At 44.2% G+C, this 18,369-nt stretch carries 12 protein-coding genes; 8 read left to right on the top strand and 4 right to left on the bottom strand.

Annotated features, from left to right (window positions below):
* Window positions 1–12 precede the first annotated feature (12 nt).
* Together QWZ17_RS12100 and QWZ17_RS12095 are read left to right on the top strand one after the other, a co-directional pair.
* The gene (locus tag QWZ17_RS12100; RefSeq protein WP_290305475.1) at window positions 13–1,173 is read left to right on the top strand and encodes a cytochrome-c peroxidase; all 1,161 of its coding nucleotides are present in this window, start codon (window positions 13–15) and stop codon (window positions 1,171–1,173) included.
* Entirely contained in the window at window positions 1,170–1,676 is a 507-nt protein-coding gene (locus QWZ17_RS12095; RefSeq protein ID WP_290305474.1) for a molybdopterin-dependent oxidoreductase, read from the top strand. The genes QWZ17_RS12100 and QWZ17_RS12095 overlap by 4 nt, the downstream gene beginning before the upstream one ends.
* A 9-nt stretch (window positions 1,677–1,685) precedes the next feature.
* On the opposite strand, the gene QWZ17_RS12090 is transcribed toward QWZ17_RS12095, so the two are convergent.
* Entirely contained in the window at window positions 1,686–2,381 is a 696-nt protein-coding gene (locus tag QWZ17_RS12090) for a Crp/Fnr family transcriptional regulator (RefSeq protein WP_290305473.1), read from the bottom strand.
* A 441-nt stretch (window positions 2,382–2,822) separates the two neighbouring features.
* Between QWZ17_RS12090 and QWZ17_RS12085 the strand changes: the two genes are divergently transcribed.
* The 4 genes from QWZ17_RS12085 (at window position 2,823) to QWZ17_RS12070 (ending at window position 10,858) form a co-directional block, all read left to right on the top strand.
* Window positions 2,823–4,364 carry an alginate export family protein gene (locus QWZ17_RS12085; protein WP_290305472.1) on the top strand — a complete coding sequence of 514 codons (1,542 nt, stop codon included), beginning with the start codon at window positions 2,823–2,825 and terminating at the stop codon, window positions 4,362–4,364.
* 123 nt (window positions 4,365–4,487) lie between these two features.
* On the top strand, window positions 4,488–5,771 hold the full coding sequence (locus QWZ17_RS12080; protein WP_290305471.1) for an MFS transporter: 1,284 nt from the start codon (window positions 4,488–4,490) through the stop codon (window positions 5,769–5,771).
* Between the two features lie 125 nt (window positions 5,772–5,896).
* Window positions 5,897–9,412 (top strand): nitrate reductase, encoded by a 3,516-nt coding sequence (locus QWZ17_RS12075; protein WP_290305470.1) that lies wholly within the window; start codon window positions 5,897–5,899, stop codon window positions 9,410–9,412.
* A gap of 3 nt (window positions 9,413–9,415) precedes the next feature.
* Window positions 9,416–10,858 carry a rubredoxin gene (locus tag QWZ17_RS12070; protein WP_290305469.1) on the top strand — a complete coding sequence of 481 codons (1,443 nt, stop codon included), beginning with the start codon at window positions 9,416–9,418 and terminating at the stop codon, window positions 10,856–10,858.
* A 327-nt stretch (window positions 10,859–11,185) separates the two neighbouring features.
* Here QWZ17_RS12070 and QWZ17_RS12065 read toward each other — a convergent pair whose 3' ends face one another.
* Entirely contained in the window at window positions 11,186–13,933 is a 2,748-nt protein-coding gene (locus QWZ17_RS12065; RefSeq protein ID WP_290305468.1) for a glycoside hydrolase family 2 protein, read from the bottom strand.
* Between the two features lie 260 nt (window positions 13,934–14,193).
* On the opposite strand from QWZ17_RS12065, the gene QWZ17_RS12060 reads away from it, so the two are divergent.
* Both QWZ17_RS12060 and QWZ17_RS12055 read left to right on the top strand, forming a co-directional pair.
* Entirely contained in the window at window positions 14,194–15,339 is a 1,146-nt protein-coding gene (locus QWZ17_RS12060; protein ID WP_290305467.1) for a TlpA disulfide reductase family protein, read from the top strand.
* 216 nt (window positions 15,340–15,555) lie between these two features.
* Window positions 15,556–16,776: a CehA/McbA family metallohydrolase gene (locus tag QWZ17_RS12055; RefSeq protein ID WP_290305466.1), complete on the top strand. Its 1,221-nt coding sequence runs from the start codon at window positions 15,556–15,558 to the stop codon at window positions 16,774–16,776.
* Between the two features lie 31 nt (window positions 16,777–16,807).
* Here the strand turns inward: QWZ17_RS12055 and QWZ17_RS12050 are convergent, their stop codons facing one another.
* Window positions 16,808–17,377 (bottom strand): thioredoxin family protein, encoded by a 570-nt coding sequence (locus QWZ17_RS12050; protein WP_290305465.1) that lies wholly within the window; start codon window positions 17,375–17,377, stop codon window positions 16,808–16,810.
* Between the two features lie 113 nt (window positions 17,378–17,490).
* On the bottom strand, window positions 17,491–18,366 hold the full coding sequence (locus tag QWZ17_RS12045) for a helix-turn-helix domain-containing protein (protein WP_290305464.1): 876 nt from the start codon (window positions 18,364–18,366) through the stop codon (window positions 17,491–17,493).
* Window positions 18,367–18,369 lie beyond the last annotated feature (3 nt).

The raw sequence follows: 18,369 nt of genomic DNA, 5'->3' as shown, positions 1-18,369 counted from the left end.
CACAGGTGTAAAATGAAATATCCCCACAAAAAGCAAAGCAACTATTCTAAACGATCTCTTCGTGTGATTTCAGGGATATTTGCTTTGCTTTTTGCCATTGTAGCGCTGGCCTTTACAAATCATAAAGACAGCATCCCAACCGGCGACTATCAATTTACCTACCCCGCCAACTTTGGCAACCGCATCAATATCCCGGCAGATAATCCCACTACGCAGCAGGGTGTATATTTAGGCAGGTTATTATTTTACGAAACCAGGCTATCGGCCAATAACAAACTCTCCTGCGGCAGCTGCCATCAGCAGGCAAAAGCTTTTACAGATGGTTTGGCCCTGAGCAAAGGTGTAGATGATTCTTTATCTACCCGCAACTCTATGTCGTTGGCTAACCTGCTTTGGGCGCGTAAGTTTTTTTGGGATGGCCGGGCCACCAGTCTTGAAAACCAGGCCACCTTTCCGCTTACCAACCCGCACGAAATGGGGCAAACCATCCAGGCATCGGTAAATAAGTTAAGCCAAAGCAATATGTACCCGGGCTTATTTAAAGTAGTTTATGGCGATAGCAGTATTACCGGCCTGCGCATTGTAAAAGCGATAGCCCAGTTTGAACGTACGCTGATTTCTGCCAATTCGCGGTATGACCAATACTTAAAAAATAGCTATACGCCCACACCCGACGAACTCAAAGGCATGGAGCTTTTTAACCGCGGGCCAGATCCGGAAAAGAACATCCGCGGAGCAAATTGCGCGCATTGCCACGGCGGCCCAAAAACCTACATGGAGCTTTTTCACAATAACGGACTTGATAGCCTGCCCGCCGATCAGGGAATAGCTGCCATAACTGGGCTGGCCGGCGATAAAGGCCGCTTTAAAGTACCTACGCTACGCAACATCGCCTTGACCGCGCCGTATATGCACGATGGTCGTTTTAAAACTTTAGATGAAGTGATAGATCATTATAGCGAGCATATTAAACAATCGGCTTCGCTAAGTTCTTTTTTACAGCATGAATCAAATGAACCGGGCGGCACCTCTTTAAAACTGCTACCTAAAGAGAAAAAACAATTGCTGGCATTTTTAAACATGCTTACCGATTCTGCATTTATAAATAATCCCCGGTTTTCTGATCCAAAATTGGTATCATCGTTACATCAAAACAAAACACCTACCCAATGAAAAAATTATATTTTATCCTGGCCTTAAGTTTATCATGCTTCATGATCAGCCCATCGGCAAACGCGCAAACCACTGATAAAACAGCCGTAGTAAAAGTAACCGGCGAGGTTGCCAATCCGCTAAGTATTACAGAGGCCGATTTACAGCAGTACAAACAAACCATCGTAATCAGGAAAGACCGCGACGGCAAAGACCATACCTACAGCGGCGTTATTTTATCAGACATTTTGACAAAGGCAGGTGCCACCATGGGTAACGACCTTAAAGGCGAAAACCTAACCAAATACCTGTTAGTTGAAGCAAGCGACGGTTACCAGGTTGTTTTTGCTTTACCCGAGTTAGATAAAGCCTATACCGACAGAGCCATTATACTGGCCGACACCATAGACGGCAAACCCCTTGCCCCCGCAGATGGCCCCTTCAGAGTTATTGTACAGGACGAAAAAAGACCGGCCCGATGCATTAAACAGGTAACCACGCTGAAAATAGTTTTTGCTAAATAAGATTGGCTGTTAGGCAGCGGTATCCTCTGTTAAAGCCAACAGCTTGCTGTTATCAACAATGCAAATCTTTTTGCCGTTGGTAGTGATGGTGGTTTCCTGTATCAGTTCGTTAACTACCCTAAAAACGGTTTCGTAGGTTGCGCCGGCAAATGAAGCCAGGTCCTGCCGGGTAAGCTCAATATCAATATGCCCTTCGGGGTTGATGCCAAACTGATCTTTTAAAGTTAAAAGCGCATAGGCTACCCTACCCTTAACCGGCATGTGCGCCAGGTTACGCATTTTCTTTTCGGCCTCCTGTAGTTCATCTGCAAAAAACAGCATCAATTCATAGGTAAACTGGGGATTTACTTTCATGGTAGCTTCAAAAAACTCCATATCTATATAGCAAATAGTGCCGGCTTCAAGCGCTGTTGCCGAAATTGGATAATGCGTAGCGTGTTTACCTAAAACCCTGTGTCCAAAAATGGCCCCTTTATTGGCAAAACGAATAATCAGCTCTTTATCGGGCCCCCATTTTTTATGAACCTTAACATTGCCTTCGTAAACAAAGTAAATTCCGGTAACAGGGTCGCCTTCACTAAAAATAACCTGTCCTTTTTTAACATTATAGTTTTTTTTGTTGGCTACAACGGCTGGCAGCCACTCCTTAATACAACTTTTACACAAAAAACAAGTGTTATTATCACACTGGGTATTTTTTTTCATTTTTTACGAGGTCAGTTTTGTCATTTAACTTAAAAAATCCGCTAACAATTACATTTTATACGTAATAAATTGATTTTTCGATCTTATTTTTCAATTTACTTCAATACAAAACAGATTTTATTGCAAAATATTCATTTTTTATCACATCAAAAATTATCAAAAATACATTTTGGCAATTTTCAAGAGGTATAAATTTAAATTTTTGTTAAAAATCAAACATTTTTATGATTTTAATCATAAAAATAAACTTTAAAATTCAATTATTTAAAAATTACCATTAAATAAACTATATTTATGGTAATTAAACACTTGGATAACTTAAAAAAGAAACCGCCTATGGTGAGAATCAAGAATATATAAAAAAAGCCCTGCCGGGAGGTCGCATTCCCAGACAGGGTTAAACAGTTTTTAATCGCTTTAACAAATAAAAAACCAACTCAAATGTACAAAAATGTATGTAATCAATACACTATTGGCAAAATTCTATTAATTATATCATGTTTTGTTTCTTACAGCGCCTCGGCACAGCTATCTGTAACAGGTCAGCTGAAAACCAGGGGCGAACTACGTGATGGTTATGGAACTTTAGAACCAATAGGTAACAAAAATGCCGCCTTTGTATCGCAACGAACGAGGCTTACCTTTAATTACAAAAGCAGCAGGCTTATTTTTCAGGCCGCAGTACAGGATGTAAGGCTTTGGGGCCAGGATGCATCAACCATCACCGTTAACGATGGCAACCGTTTGGGCGTGCACGAAGCCTGGGCCGAACTCATCTTATCAAACAAAAAAGATACTTCTTTCAAATCATCCCCGGTAGATTATTTTGCTATCAAAGCAGGCAGGCAGGAAATAAGCTACGACGACGAACGCCTGCTTGGCGCAACCGACTGGATTCAGCAAGGTCGCCGTCATGACGCTATCGTACTTAAACTAATTCAATCTGGCTGGCAGGTTGATCTTGGTTTCGCGTTTAACCAAAGTTCAGACGCCATTAATTATAATGGCACTTATTATACACCCGCAAACGTGCCTGCTACCGTTAAAGATAGTAAAGGCAACCTTGCCAATACTCCAGCAGGCTTTATTCCGCTTATTAACGCGGCCGGCATCAGTTCAAAAACAGGCAGCCCGGCATTTTTAAACCCGCCAAGCACCAACGGCTTAACTCAAAACTATAAATCGCTGCAGTATTTATACTTTGCTAAAAAGATCGACAAAACAAAGATTACCGGCCTGTTCCTAACGGATCAATTTGGCAAATACAAACTCGATTCGGTAAAAAATGTATCGGGCACCGATGAAGGCTACATTTATGGCAGGCATTTTAACCAGCCCGGCGTAAACACCAGGTATACCACCGGCTTATTGGTAAATCCCACCTTTGGCGATAAAGACCAATGGGGCATTAATGGTGGTTTTTACTACCAGGGCGGCCACGACAGGGACGGGCTCGATCTGAGCGCCTACACCTATACCGCGGCCTTATTATATAAAGGTAAAAACTGGGGCTATACAGCTGGCTGGGACTACCTTTCAGGCAATGACGCGTTATCAACCTCAAAAACCAACCACAGGTTTGATCCCCTGTATGGCACACCGCACAAATTTTGGGGGCTGATGGATTATTTTTATGCCGCCAGCGGATCGCCAACCGGCGGACTGAGCAACCCATACCTCAAAATCAAATACCAATCAGATAATAAACGGTTTAGCACCGAGCTAAGCAATCACTATTTTCTGCTGGCCAAAGATCAAAAGGGGACCGACGGGCAAGCTATTGACAAATACCTGGGTACAGAGTTTGATTTAACCAACAACTATAAGCTAAACAAATTTACTATGGTTGAGCTGGGTTTATCATACATGGCGGCAACCCACAGTATGGAATATGCCAAAGGTTTAACCCCGGGAGCCAATAAGCTTCACCCGGTGTGGGCATACCTGCAACTTAACATCAAACCCGAGTTTTTGAATAAATAATACGGGAGCTTAAAGCAGAAGGCTTAAGGCCCAAAGCTAAAAACGCTAAATAAATCAATGTAGAAACAAAAAGCTTTAAGCTTTCGGCCTTAGGCTTTGAGCTTTTAGTATTATGCTAAAAAGATGGAAAAACAACTTACTAAACTCAACATATTTTCAATAAAGGGCGTGCAGATGCGTACGTTCCACATTACCTGGCTTATGTTTTTTGTGTGCTTTTTTGGCTGGTTTGGCCTGGCGCCATTGATGCCAACCATTCGCGCCGAACTGCATTTAACCAAAGCACAGGTAGGGAATACCATTATCGCATCGGTAGCGGCAACCATTATTGCCCGCCTTATTATAGGTAAACTTTGCGATACCTGGGGGCCGCGCAAAACGGCGGTTAGGTTACTGCTGGTAGGTTCATTGCCCGTGTTTTTAGTTGGGCTGGCCCATGATTACACTTCGTTTTTACTTTTTCGCCTGGCTATTGGCGTGATTGGTTCATCGTTTGTAATTACCCAGTTCCATACCTCTATGATGTTTGCGCCTAATATAAAGGGTACTGCAAACGCGGTAACCGGCGGCTGGGGTAACCTGGGCGGCGGTGTAACCAATATGGTGATGCCCTTAATATTTGCTGCCATAGTAGGCGCCGGTTTTACCAAAGCCGAAGCCTGGCGCTACGCCATGATTGTACCGGGAACATTGATGCTGATAATTGCTTTGGTGTACTGGAAATTTACTAAAGACACGCCCAATGGCAACTACGACGAAGTAGGTTACGCCAAAACCAACCCATCCAAAACCGATTGGACCATATTGGCCGACTGGCGCGTTTGGGCCCTAACCATGGCCTATGCCATGTGTTTTGGCATGGAAATTACCTTTGATAACGTGGCCTCGTTACACTTTGTTGATACGTTTCACCTATCCCAAAGTTCTGCCGGTTTTTGGGCAGGCATATTTGGTTTCATGAACCTTTTTGCCCGGGCGTTGGGCGGCATTGTATCTGATAAAGTTGGTGCAAAATTTGGTATGCGTGGTAAAGGCTTGTTACTCGCCGGCGTACTGCTGTTAGAGGGTGCAGGACTTATCCTGTTCGCGCAATCGGGCAACTTAACAGCGGCCATTATCTCTATGTTATCATTCGCGCTGTTCTTAAAAATGTCAAATGGCGCAACTTATGGCATTGTACCATTCATCAACAGTAAAAATGTGGGCATGGTAAGCGGTATTGTAGGTGCCGGTGGTAACCTTGGCGGCATGCTGTTTGGCTTCCTGTTTAAATCAAGCAGTATTACTTATGTACAGGCATTTACCTATATAGGTATAACCGTAATGGTGGTTTCTATGATTGTACTGATAACCCGTTTTCAAAAACAGGCAGAAGCTAAAGAGGCAGAAGACTTGGTGTTGGCATAAGAGCCTCACCCTGCCCTCTCCAAAGGAGAGGGTTCTGATTAGCATGGTGGTTATTCAAATGTACAAATCAAACAAGCAATTCAAAGTCCTCTCCTTTGGAGAGGATTTAGGTGAGGCTCTTAACAATGGCTAACAAACGTTCTCAAAATACATTAAAAAGTACCTGCTGCTATTGCGGGGTGGGTTGCGGCGTGGTACTTAATAAAGAAAAGAACGGCAGTATTACGCTTGAGGGTAATAAAGACTATCCCGTAAATAAAGGAATGCTGTGCAGTAAAGGGCTTAACCTGCACTACACCGCTAATGACAAAACAGACAGGCTGCTGTACCCCCAAATGCGCTACAACAAAAGCATGCCCCTGCAAAGGGTAAGCTGGGACAACGCGTTGGAGCGCACAGCGGCCGTTTTTAAAACTTTTATCAAAAAATACGGACCAGATTCGGTGGCGTTTTACGCATCGGGCCAGTGCCTTACCGAAGAATATTATGTGGTAAATAAGCTGATGAAGGGCTTTATCGGCAGCAATAATATTGACACCAATTCGCGCCTGTGCATGAGCAGCGCGGTTGCCGCCTATAAAATCGCTTTAGGCGAAGATACTGTACCCCTTTGCTACGATGATATTGAACTGGCTGATTGTTTTTATGTTACCGGGGCCAATCCCGCCTGGTGTCACCCCATTTTATGGCGACGGGTGGAAGCCCACAAAGCCGCCAACCCCGATACGAAAATTATTGTGGTTGACCCAAGGGTTACCGATACCTGCAGCAATGCCGATTTGCACCTGCAATTAAACCCTGGTACCGACATTACGCTAAACCATGCAATAGGCAGGGTATTGATAGAGAACGGCGATATAGATATTGATTTTGTAACCAACCATGCCGATGGGTTTGAGCAGTACAGCAAACTGGTATTTGAGCGTACGCTGGCGCAGGCATCGGCCATTTGTGGCGTAAGTGAAATCAACATCCGCCTTGCCGCCAAATACATTGGCGAGGCTAAAGGCTTTATTTCCATGTGGACGATGGGGCTTAACCAGAGTTCTGTTGGGGTAAACAAAAACCTGAGCCTGATAAATCTCAATTTAATAACCGGCAATATTGGCAAACCAGGTGCTGGTCCGCTGTCATTAACCGGGCAGCCCAATGCCATGGGCGGGCGCGAAGTAGGTGGCCTGGCTAACCTGTTACCCGCGCATCGCAACCTGGGCAATCCCGATCACCGGGCCGAGGTACAAAAGTTTTGGGGCGGAACAGAAATAGCCGCCAAACCGGGTCTTACCGCTACAGAAATGTTTGAGGCCTTAAATGATGGCCGGCTTAAAGCCATCTGGATTATGTGTACCAACCCGCTAATCAGCCTGCCCAATGTGCGCCTGGCCGAAGAAGCTTTGAAAAAAGCAAAGTTTGTGGTAGTACAGGAAATAAGCAACAAGCCCGAAACCTTAGCCTACGCCGATGTAATTTTGCCTGCTGCCGCCTGGGCCGAAAAGGAAGGTACCATGACCAATTCTGAAAGGCGCATCAGTTACCTGGCCAAAATATTAGATGCACCGGGCGAAGCCATCCCAGATAGCGAGATCATTTGTCGCTTTGCACAAAAAATGGGTTATAAAGGGTTCGACTTTAAAAACCCTGCCGAAATTTATACCGAACACGCTAAGCTTACCGCCAAAACCAATATCGACATTAGCGGCTTAAGCTATGACATTATCAAGCAGCAAGGCTCAGTACAATGGCCCTATAAAAAGCGTAATGCAACCATAGGCACGCCGCGCTTGTTTACAGATAAACAATTTTATACCCAAACCGGTAACGCCAAAATAAGCGCCGTACCTGATGCGCATACCAGCGAAACAACGGATAATGATTACCCCTTTATCCTCACCACTGGCCGCATCCGCGATCAATGGCATACCATGAGCAAAACCGGTAAGGTAAATAAGCTTAACCAGCACATTAAGCAGTCGTTTATGGAGATCAATCCTATTGATGCCGAAAACCTGCAAATTAAGGAAGGCGATGTTACCATCATTACCTCTCGCAGGGGCGAGGTACATGTTAAAGCAAAAATTACCGAGCAAATTAAGCAGGGTGTTGTTTTTGTACCGATGCATTGGGGCAAAATTCTCAATAATGATATGCACCGCATTAATAATGTTACCAATGATGCGGTTGACCCGATTTCAAAAGAACCCGATTTTAAGTATTGCGCGGTAAGCGTTCAAAAATATAAAAAGCCTTTTCAACGCATTGTAGTTGTTGGTGCCGGGGCCGGCGCGCACGGCTTTGTACGCTCGTACCGGGAGCTGAATAAAGACGATGAGATCACCATTTTCAGTAAGGAAGACCATCCTTTTTACAACCGCGTAATGCTGCCCGATTACATTAGCGGCGAGCAGCGGTGGGAGCAACTGGTAAAAATGACCGACGAAGAAGAGCCCGAATTTAAAATAAGACTGCTACGCGGTGTAAGCATCGAAAAAATAGACCGTGCCAACAAATACGTTTTGGATAGCCGGGGGGTAAAAACCTACTATGATGTATTGTTGCTGGCAACCGGCAGCAGGGCGGCTATCCCTAAAAACGTACCAACCTTACCCGGCATTTTTAGTATGCGCAGCCGCAACGATGCCGATAACTTTAAAAAGCACGTCCCCAAAAACGGCCATGTAGTTATTGTGGGCGGCGGCTTGTTAGGTTTAGAGATGGCTGCTTCCCTGCGGGAAATTGGGATTACCATCACCATTATTCAGCGTACATCGAGGTTTTTAAACCGGCAGTTGGATGAATTGGGCAGCAGGTTACTACATGAAGAAATGGTTGACCAGGGCTGTGATATTTTTTATGATGATGAAGTGCAGCTGTTTTACGGGCGCAGTAAACTTACCGGCATTGGCCTTAAAAGCGGACGCAAAATTAACTGCGACGCCATGATCCTGGCTATTGGCACCACCCCCAACCTGGAGATTGCCAAAGATTGCGGCCTGGATATTAAACGCGGCGTAATAGTAAACGAACGCCTGCTCACCAGCGACCCTAACATATACGCTATTGGCGAAATTGCCGAATTTAACGGCACGCTATATGGCATAACTGCTGCCGCCGAGCAACAGGCCGCCGTAGTTGCCGGTTATATGAACGGAGATATTGCCAGCTATTACAAGGGCAGCCTGTTCATGAACATCATTAAAATTCATGGTTTTGATTTGTGCAGCATCGGTTTATCCGATTGCCCGAATGATAAGGACTATGAAGAAATTGTATTTATAGATAAAGCCAAACGCTATTATAAAAAATGCATTATACACCAGGATAAGCTGGTAGGCACCATTTTAATTGGCGATAAAGGCGAGTTCCAGGAATTTAGAGAACTGATTGCCAACAAAACTGAATTGAGCGATAAGCGCCTTAAACTACTCCGCAGCGGCAAAACCGCCGAACCCGTTTTAGGTAAACTGGTATGCAGCTGCAATAACGTAGGTGCCGATAATATCCGCAATAAAGTAGCAAGTGGCTGTACCCAACTGGCCGATGTTTGCAGCCAAACCGGTGCCGGCACAGGCTGCGGATCATGCAGGCCCGAAGTAAAGCGGTTGTTAGAAGAAGTATTGCAACAACAATTAATAAAAGCATAGCCAATGAAAAAGAAGCAGGTAGTTAAAATAAATCTTCCGGGGGGTGTATCATCAGCAGGCGATTTTTATGAAATGCTCATCATTGCGCAAAACGCGGGTGCTACGCAAATTCGTTTTGGTAACAGGCAGCAGCTATATTTTGAAATTGATGTAACCCAACTGGAAGATCTGGAATTTGACATGCTGGGCGCAGGTATTGATCATGAGATAAACCAGGATGTTTACCCCAACATTACCAGCTCATACATTGCCGATGGTATTTTTAACCAGGAAGGCTGGCTTAAGGAAGGTGTTTATAAAGATATCTTCGATCTTTTTGCCTATCAGCCCGAACTTAAAATAAACCTGGTTGATAGCAACCAAACTTTTGCCCCGTTTTTTACGGGCAACCTTAACTATATCTCTTCGCCGGTAAGTAATTACTGGTACCAGTATATCCGTTTCCCTAAAACCAATATCCTGTATTGCTGGCCGGTTTTGGTTTACTCGGACGATATCCCGGCCATGAGCAAAACCATACAACAGGTAATATTGGCCAATAAACCCCTGTTTTATGACCAACCCGAAGTTAATGCCGATTTGCTTTACCAACTGGTTACCGCCGGCAATCAATTTGTGATACAGGAAATAGATCAGCCCCTGGCGATACCCGATTTTCAGCTACCTTATTACGAGGGCTTTAACAAACAAGGCAATAAATACTGGCTGGGTATTTACCGCCGCAACGAGCTTTTTGATATTGAATTTTTAAAGGATATCTGTAACCTGTGTATGCAAACCAGGGTGGGGCAATTGTATATCAGCCCATGGAAATCATTGCTTATCAAAAATATTGAGGCCAAACACCGCCCGCTTTGGGCTGTGCTGCTTAATAAGTACCGTGTAAACATAAGGCATGCCGCCAATGAGCTTAACTGGCAAATTGAAGACCTCTGCAGCCAATGTCTTGAACTTAAGCAGCAATTGGTGCGCGAGTTTGAGGAGGCCGATTTACGCACCTATCGTTTAAGCTTCGCCATCAAGCGGTCGCCAAAATCGGGCATTTACGGCTCTGTTATGATTCGCGAGCGTAGCCCCGATGAATTTGAAATTATCCATACCCGCGATTTTAACCATAATACCCGCGAATTTGTTGTTTATAAACAAGGCGTTGCCAAGGCCGATTTAAGCCGACACCTGATAACCCTTTGCGATATGTTTTATGAGCAGCAAAGCAATAATCAGCTCCCTTTAAATACAGCTAAAAGCAAAGAAGAAACCAACGCGTCTGTTCAAAAAACCGTGCACCAATGCAAAAGCTGCTTCACCATTTACGATGAGCTTTATGGTGATGAATTCAACGAAATAGCGCCCGGAATATCGTTCAGTAATTTGGCCGTTTATGAATGCCCCACCTGCGGCGCTGCAAAGGAAAATTTTGATGAACTCATATTTTCGGCGGTTTAACCGGCCTGAAACAAGCAATCGAGAATGATAAATATGCGCTTATTTTTTTAGGTTTTAAGCCTGCTACACCCGTTAGTTGTGAGGTCAACCGTCTAATGTTGCAGAAATCATAATTTTATAGCTAAACAACCCATAAAAAATTGATTTCCCCTTTCAAAAACCCAATTAAAATACTATTATTGCAATAACATCGGTAAGATCTCTTCTTACCAATTGTGATAAGGTTTAGGTTTAAGTCCCCGGCGGCGAGCGCTTAGGGGACTTTATTTTTTTCTAACCCTTAAATCACTAAAATTTCAACCGTTGAACAACAACAGTCTTCCTTAATTAATGAGCAAAATCAAACCAAAGCGTACCTTTTACCGGCTCGCCTGTTAAGTGATTTTTTTGACTTTGCGGCCCCATCACATCTGCCGATTGAAATTTGGTACCAATAGGACTTATCGCATTTAAAAACCCGATGCTACCTTCCGGAAATGCGGGTTCGACATTGTTATTCGACAGCGCATCTTTTTCACGGGCCGGGCGCAGCATTTGCAAGTAGGTGTTTTTATCGGTAGTATAAACCGTAAATGGTGCTTCCTTATTTTCAATAGTTACCCAGTTAACTTCGGCATGGTAGCCTTTAAATTCGGGATACCCCCAGGTTTCGCCGGTGATGGAGTTATTGTAAGCCTTATGCCAAACGCCAAATTGCTGGCCTTTAAGCCTGTTTTTCCAAACCCTGTACGGGCCACGACCAAGCCATTTCATACCGGTAATTTTCTCTTCGGGGTAATTGAAATTGATGCCGGTAAAATCAACATCGCCTTGCTGGGTATATTGATAGTCTAATTTAACCGGATGCCCCGGGTTAAAAGTCCATTTTACATGTAATGACCCAGCTCCCTGGTAATCGGCTGCCACCACAAATTCTTTATTAATGGTTGCATAAGTAAACTTGTGAAGCGTTGTGGTAACGCCTGCCAAAACAGGGCCACCAGATAGCGACACGGTGCCCGTAGGCTTAACCACCTTTTGAATGTAGCCGGTAGCTTTGTCAAAGTAGTAGCCAATGCCATCGCAGGCTACAGTAAGCGAATTGCCCTCTTCATTTGTTTTTATAGCTTTAGGAGCTACCGTGTAAACCGGCGCAGATGGCGCTTTTATGGCCCAGCTCCAGGTAAATATCTCCTTTTTATCGGGGCCATATGCTGTAAGGTATAAAGCTCCGTTTTTACGCCATGACGCGGGCAGGTTTAATTTTAATATCCCTTTTTCGCCGGGTTTAAGGTTGGACACTTGCGGTATACCGATTGCCTTTACTACGGAAGCTGTGTTTTTATTTTGTGCCGATGGAAAATCGACCAGTTTCCATTTAAAGGCGCACTGGCTAAAGTTGGTAAAACTATATCTGTTCTCTACCGGGATCTCACCATTAAAATCATTCTTTAAAGGCTGCGGATCAATATAAACCGGCGACCAGATTTCCTTTATCGCATAAAAACTGCCCTCCTTTTCGCGGTGCGGACCAACAATGCCGTCCGGCGCGTGGTTACCGTCAGAATCATAGGCGCCATTTTTATCTGTGCGAATCACAGCCTCATCCAACAGTGCCCATATAAAGCCGCCGCCGCCATGCGGGTGTTTCATCATCTGCGCCCAAAAATCATCGAGCGCAGCACCTGCACCTCCATCATAAAGCCCGTGCATAAACTCGGTCGGGAAAAATACCTCCTGCCCGGTTGCGGCGGCTTTTACCATGTAATTATAATCGGGATAGTGTTTGGTGTCCGTGCCGTTAAACTTTTCCCAGGGATGCAATACCGCGCGTTTTTGAGGATCATACAGAGCGTAGTCGTTATCCAGTCCACGGTTAAAACCGCCCTCGTTGCCATTATCCCAAAACAGGATAGACGGATGGTTTACATCACGTACCACCAGCTCTTTCACCAGCTTACGCCCTACCACGGTATCGTATTTAGCCTGCCATCCGGTTAGCTCATCCAATACATATACGCCCAATGAATCGCAAACATCCAAAAAATCGGCATCGGGTGGGTAATGTGACATGCGCACGGCATTCATATTCATGTCCTTCATCAGCTTTACATCCATTAAATGAATGGCGTGGCTAAGCGTGCGCCCGGTTTCGGGCCAAAAGCTATGACGGTTACAGCCCTTCATTATAATTTTAGCGCCGTTTACATAAAGGCCATCGTTGGTACGCAGTTCCACCGTACGGAAGCCAAATTTTTGCTTAACCAGATGCGCTATACCCTGCTTGTTTTTTATACTGATCAGCACCTGGTACAGGTTTGGAAACTCGGCGCTCCATAACAAAGGCTTTTTAAAATCGGCTTTTATTTGCTGGTGCTCGCGGCTGTTATCAACTTTAATAGCAACAGGCTTGCCCACGTTTTCGCCGTTTAGTTTTTGTACCTGGGCTTCAATAGTTTCATCGCCTTTTAAATTACGGGTATAAATATCGGCAGCAAATGAGCCATCGGCTTTGGCATTAATGGCTAATCTATCTATAGCTGTTTCCGGAACAATTTCGAGATATACCGGCCTATAAATACCGCCGAAAACCCAAAAATCGCTATTGCGTCGCTCAGCATCATTTACAGATGAGTTTCCAGATGTTTTATCAACGGTAACCTCCAGCAGGTTTTGCGCGTTGGGCTTTATCAAATCTGTAATATCGTACTTAAACCTGTAAAAACTGCCCTGGTGCACCGGCCCGGCCGGTTTGCCGTTAATGAGCACTTTGGTATCGGTCATGGAACCTTCAAAAACTATGTATACCCTTTTACCCGGCCAGGCATCAGCAAAAAACTGGTGCTTGTATAAGCCTTGCTCGTTGCCTTTAACTTTATCGTGGCCATAATTATAAACGCCAAAGCCCTGCAATTCCCAGTTTGATGGCACGGCTATTTTTGTCCACACCCCGCTTTTTCTGCCACCGGTGCAGTAAAAATCCCATTGTACGGCATGGTCCTTATCCGTTCCGGACAGGTATTTTATCATAGTTTCCTGCGCAAATGCATGAATACTGATAACCAGTAATAATAGCTGAAGGAATATTTTTTTCATAGCCGGTTTGCTTAATTGGTTAACAGGAAAGGTTTAATAAGCCTGTTAACGCAAGATTACTTACTACAGCACTACAAAAAAAGGATATGCCCAATTAAAGTTACTTCATCGTTGTAGATAAACGGACTACACATGCCGGCGCAGCTTTAAACGTTGCATGCAAGGTAAAACCAGGCATAATCAACTGGTTATCAATATTAACATTTTTTAACAGATGTTTAAACATACGCTATAGTATATTTATATAAATGTACAAACATATGAAAAAGAAGATCTTATCACTCCTCAGTTTATTAATCACCTGCACCACCCTGGCTACAGCGCAGGAAACCCTCACCATAAAAGGAGAAGTTACCGGCGACCTTAAAGGACTTACCCACGTGTACCTTTATGGCAAAGGGCATAATATGGACACCACCGAAATAGTAAACGGCCGTTTTCAATTTATCATTCCCTACGTAAAGGGATTTATCCCTATGCTTTGTGATGAATATTGCTTTAAAAAATACGGTGGCTTTAGGGTTTTCCCGATACTGGTGGATAGGCCCGGCACCATCGAAATTAAAAACATCGATATTACTAAAGATATGATAAGCGGTACCATAACAGGTATTAAATCGGCCGAAGACTTCCAGGAGTACAGCAACCAGGAGATGAAATTATCTGAGGAAGTAAGTGCCGAACTGTTTAAGAAACACGGGAGCATACCCGCATTTCCGGCAGATGGCAAGGTAACGCCGGAATTTGCAGCATTTGCAAAAGAGCAACAGGAGCTCACCAGCAAAAAATCAGGCAGCATTATTGAAGCTTTTATTAAAAGCCACCCCGATTCTTACGCCTCGGTATTTGTACTATCGGGCAGCGGCATCAACGTCCTGCAACCTGCCGACCTTGAAAGGCTATACCACATGCTATCTAAAAACCTGCAGGATTCTGAAGAAGGTATGAGCATCCCCAATTACCTGCTGGGTTTAAAAAATTCAAAAGAGGGTAATGTGGTGAACAATTTTACCTTACCTACTGATAAAAACACTACCCGCGATTTTAAGCAGTTTAGGGGCAAATATGTACTGATAGATTTTTGGGCAAGCTGGTGCGGCCCCTGCAAACAATCGTTCCCGCATATGAAGGATATTTACCAAAAGTTTAAAAGCGATAAATTTGAGATCTACAGCATTTCTATAGATAAGAAAAAGGCCGAATGGCTGCGCGAGCTTAAAACCCAGCAATTACCCTGGTTGCAAGCCATTGACGATAAAGATATCGCCCATAAATACTTTGGCGTAACAGCCGTACCCACTACTTTCCTGATAGACCCCGACGGAAAAATTGTGATGAAAGAAATAGGTTTTACACCTGACGGGCTGATTGAGAAAAAACTGGTTGATTTGTTTGGCGGAAAGTAAAAAGCAAGTCGTATGGAGCTATGCCTGACTGCTATAAATCAAGGCGGCAAATCATTCTAAAAAAAAGAGGGTTGCCGCCTTGATACCTGTTTTGCTCCACGTTACGGCAACTAAATCGCCATTGGATTCCATGTCACATTTTTATATCATTTCCATGCTTTAACAATTAGCTAATACGGGCTGGGTAGTTTGGCTGCATACAATCACTTTGCACAAATGACTATATCTCAACCTTTAAAAACAGTTTTAAAAAGCGCTATAAGCGGACTAACTATGCTCGCCTTATTTAGCCTCAATGCCTCGGCGCAAACTGCCCATACCAATCCCTGGGAAACTACCGAATTAGGCGTACTGCCGACCGTTGCCAACATGACCGATGGCGTATGGCTAAAGGGCGAGCTTCACGTTCACTCGCGCCACAGTAAGGAATCATCAAACAACTCCATTGCCAAAATCATTGCTTTCTCCAAAGCCGTTGGAATAGATTACGTATGTATTACCGACCATGATAACCACGTAAACGGCGATGTTGCGCACAACACCTGGGCCGACCCTGAATTTAAATCAAACGATGTACTGCTGCTATACGGTGGCGAATGGACAACCACCCGCGGACATGGCAACGTATTCTCGGCCCGTCCGTATGATCACCAACGTTTATATGACGTGCGCGATCAACGCGACGTAGTAATAGGAGCTGTGAAGAAGCAATTAAACATCCATTTATCGGCCAACCATCCCAGCGGTAAGGATCATTTTGGATACTCTTATGATATAGTGAATTCTATTGAGGTTTGGAACTCGGCCATATGGTCAAAAAATGCCAACGCGATCATGATTTGGGACGATATGCTATCGTCGGGTCGTAAATTAACCGGTCGTGGAGGCAGCGACGCGCATCACGGTACACCAGAAGGCAGCGAGCAGCCAGGTAAAAACACCTACCAGGCCAAAGCCAATTATGTAGGCACGCCAACTACCTGGGTATTTGCCACAGCCAAAACATCGCAGGCGGTTGTTGACGCGCTTACCAACGGCAGGGTATCCATCAGCTCAAACCCATATGCGCCACGCGTGGAGTTTTATGCCGATATTAACGAGGATGGTAAAATGGATATGATGATGGGCGATAACGTAAAGGCAACCGGCAAGCCTGTTAAATTCATGGTACAGCTTAGTGGTAAAACGGTTTCAGATTCTACCTATACCATTAACATTGTAAAAAATGGCGATCCTTTCGGTACTTACCAGGCCAAAGGCAAACAACCGGTAGTTGAATTTACCGATACCCCGGCTTTAATTGGCCGTACGTATTACCGGGTAACGGTTGAAGGCCCGTCTACGCCATACCCGCAGGTGCCATTGTCTGAAAAATTGAGTGGCAATATGGTAGGACTTTCTAATCCTATCTTCTTTAATTTTGATCCTAACTTTTAGGCTCTGCGCGATGAAAGACTTACGAAGTTTTTTAAACTTCGTAAGTCTTCCTTAGTAAACCCAGCAACTCTAACTGAAAGCTTTCGCCCTTATCCTCGTTATACCATTTTTGCAAGGCTATTTTCTTTTGCTCCATTTCAACATGATCTTGCAGGAATTGATTGTAAAGCAACTGGCAAGCTACTGGTCGTGGGCCCCAAACCACAAGGTCAGTTTGGTTTTTATCAGCAATAATCAATTTCGGGATAGATCGGCTTACTCCATTGGTCAAATATTGTTCAATTAAAAACGGTGGCGAATCGCGCAGCTGATAGTCAACCGTTATGAGCGGATTAAGCTGCGATAGCATGTGCATAAAAGGCAGGGTATGCGCGGCATCACCACACCAGGGTTCGGTAATGATGGTCCACTGTTGCGGCTCTGCAATATCAGCCATAACTTTAGCCAAAGCGCTGTTCAATATCCCTGTTTTAAACCAGCGTTGCTGGCGCGACCAGTTGAGTTTTGTATAATTCAAATAATCGGGATTACTGTAAAAACCCTTGGGCTCCGGGTCATTTAAAATATCCTGAAATGCCTGCTCATACGCTGTAAAATCCATAAAGCCTGTGTTTGCTTGATTATTGCCTGGTATGGCAAAAACCTAAATTTACAGCAAGCTTATTACTTATCCTAAAATAAATAAAAGGTTAACAGTAGGCGGACAAATGAACCTCACGCGTTAGCTTTATCAAAACCTACCGTATCTCTAAAAGTTTGAGGCGATACCGCCACGTTACTTTTAAAAAAACGACTAAAATAAAACTCATCATTAAAGCCCAGTTCATAAGCTATCAGCTTAACCGCCTTTGAGGTAAGGTATAATTCACGCCGGGCTTCAATGATAATACGGTCGGCAATCAGGTTGGACAGCGTTTTATTAAAATACGTTTTGCTAACCCGGTTTAGCACTTTGGCCGATGTATGCAGCAATTCGGCATAGCCTGCAGGGCTGTGCAGGGTTTTAAAATTTTCTTCAATAGCGTTTTTTAGCACGTTCCTGATCATGGGGTCTTTACCCACAATTTCGCCATCTCCCTGCTGGTGCTTAAGCTTGATGCGCGAAGCATTGATCAGGAAAATTTTAAGGTAGGATATCAGCAATTCAAACTGAGCCAGTTCGGCTAATTGCAGTTCGATTTTCAGTTCGTGGGCAATCGTTAATAAAGCCTGCATTTCAGCCTCATCCAACGCTATAACCGGCGACTCATAGTTGTTATTAAACAGCACGCCATTACAAGATACATCGTCGCGATGTTTATGGAGACAAAAAAAATCGGGATGGAAGTTAATCATCACTCCTTTAAAAACGCCATCGGCCCTGATCTTAAAAGGCTGATACAATGAAAAACACATCAGGCTGTTTGGGCCAAAGGCGTACTCGGCTACATCGGCCATCAGCGTGCCTGTACCTTCGGCTACCAGCACCATCACAAAATAATTGCAATTGTTAAGCTTGTTAAAATGGCTGTCATCCTCAAAAGGATAAATCCTGAACGCCAGTTCCTTGTTTTGCGGATTAATCAATGCTAAAGGATTTTGAGCGATCATGAC

The organism is Mucilaginibacter flavus, from assembly GCF_030409315.1.
Classification (GTDB): domain Bacteria; phylum Bacteroidota; class Bacteroidia; order Sphingobacteriales; family Sphingobacteriaceae; genus Mucilaginibacter; species Mucilaginibacter flavus.
Note: the sequence above shows the minus strand (reverse complement) of the source record. Positions and strands in the feature narration are given on the sequence as shown.

Bases quoted from the DNA above. Each gene is read 5' to 3' on its own strand.
- QWZ17_RS12100 (WP_290305475.1), top strand. From the start codon at position 13: ATGAAATATCCCCACAAAAAGCAAAGCAACTATTCTAAACGATCTCTT.
- QWZ17_RS12095 (WP_290305474.1), top strand. From the start codon at position 1,170: ATGAAAAAATTATATTTTATCCTGGCCTTAAGTTTATCATGCTTCATG.
- QWZ17_RS12090 (WP_290305473.1), bottom strand. From the start codon at position 2,381: ATGAAAAAAAATACCCAGTGTGATAATAACACTTGTTTTTTGTGTAAA.
- QWZ17_RS12085 (WP_290305472.1), top strand. From the start codon at position 2,823: ATGTACAAAAATGTATGTAATCAATACACTATTGGCAAAATTCTATTA.
- QWZ17_RS12080 (WP_290305471.1), top strand. From the start codon at position 4,488: ATGGAAAAACAACTTACTAAACTCAACATATTTTCAATAAAGGGCGTG.
- QWZ17_RS12075 (WP_290305470.1), top strand. From the start codon at position 5,897: ATGGCTAACAAACGTTCTCAAAATACATTAAAAAGTACCTGCTGCTAT.
- QWZ17_RS12070 (WP_290305469.1), top strand. From the start codon at position 9,416: ATGAAAAAGAAGCAGGTAGTTAAAATAAATCTTCCGGGGGGTGTATCA.
- QWZ17_RS12065 (WP_290305468.1), bottom strand. From the start codon at position 13,933: ATGAAAAAAATATTCCTTCAGCTATTATTACTGGTTATCAGTATTCAT.
- QWZ17_RS12060 (WP_290305467.1), top strand. From the start codon at position 14,194: ATGAAAAAGAAGATCTTATCACTCCTCAGTTTATTAATCACCTGCACC.
- QWZ17_RS12055 (WP_290305466.1), top strand. From the start codon at position 15,556: ATGACTATATCTCAACCTTTAAAAACAGTTTTAAAAAGCGCTATAAGC.
- QWZ17_RS12050 (WP_290305465.1), bottom strand. From the start codon at position 17,377: ATGGATTTTACAGCGTATGAGCAGGCATTTCAGGATATTTTAAATGAC.
- QWZ17_RS12045 (WP_290305464.1), bottom strand. From the start codon at position 18,366: ATGATCGCTCAAAATCCTTTAGCATTGATTAATCCGCAAAACAAGGAA.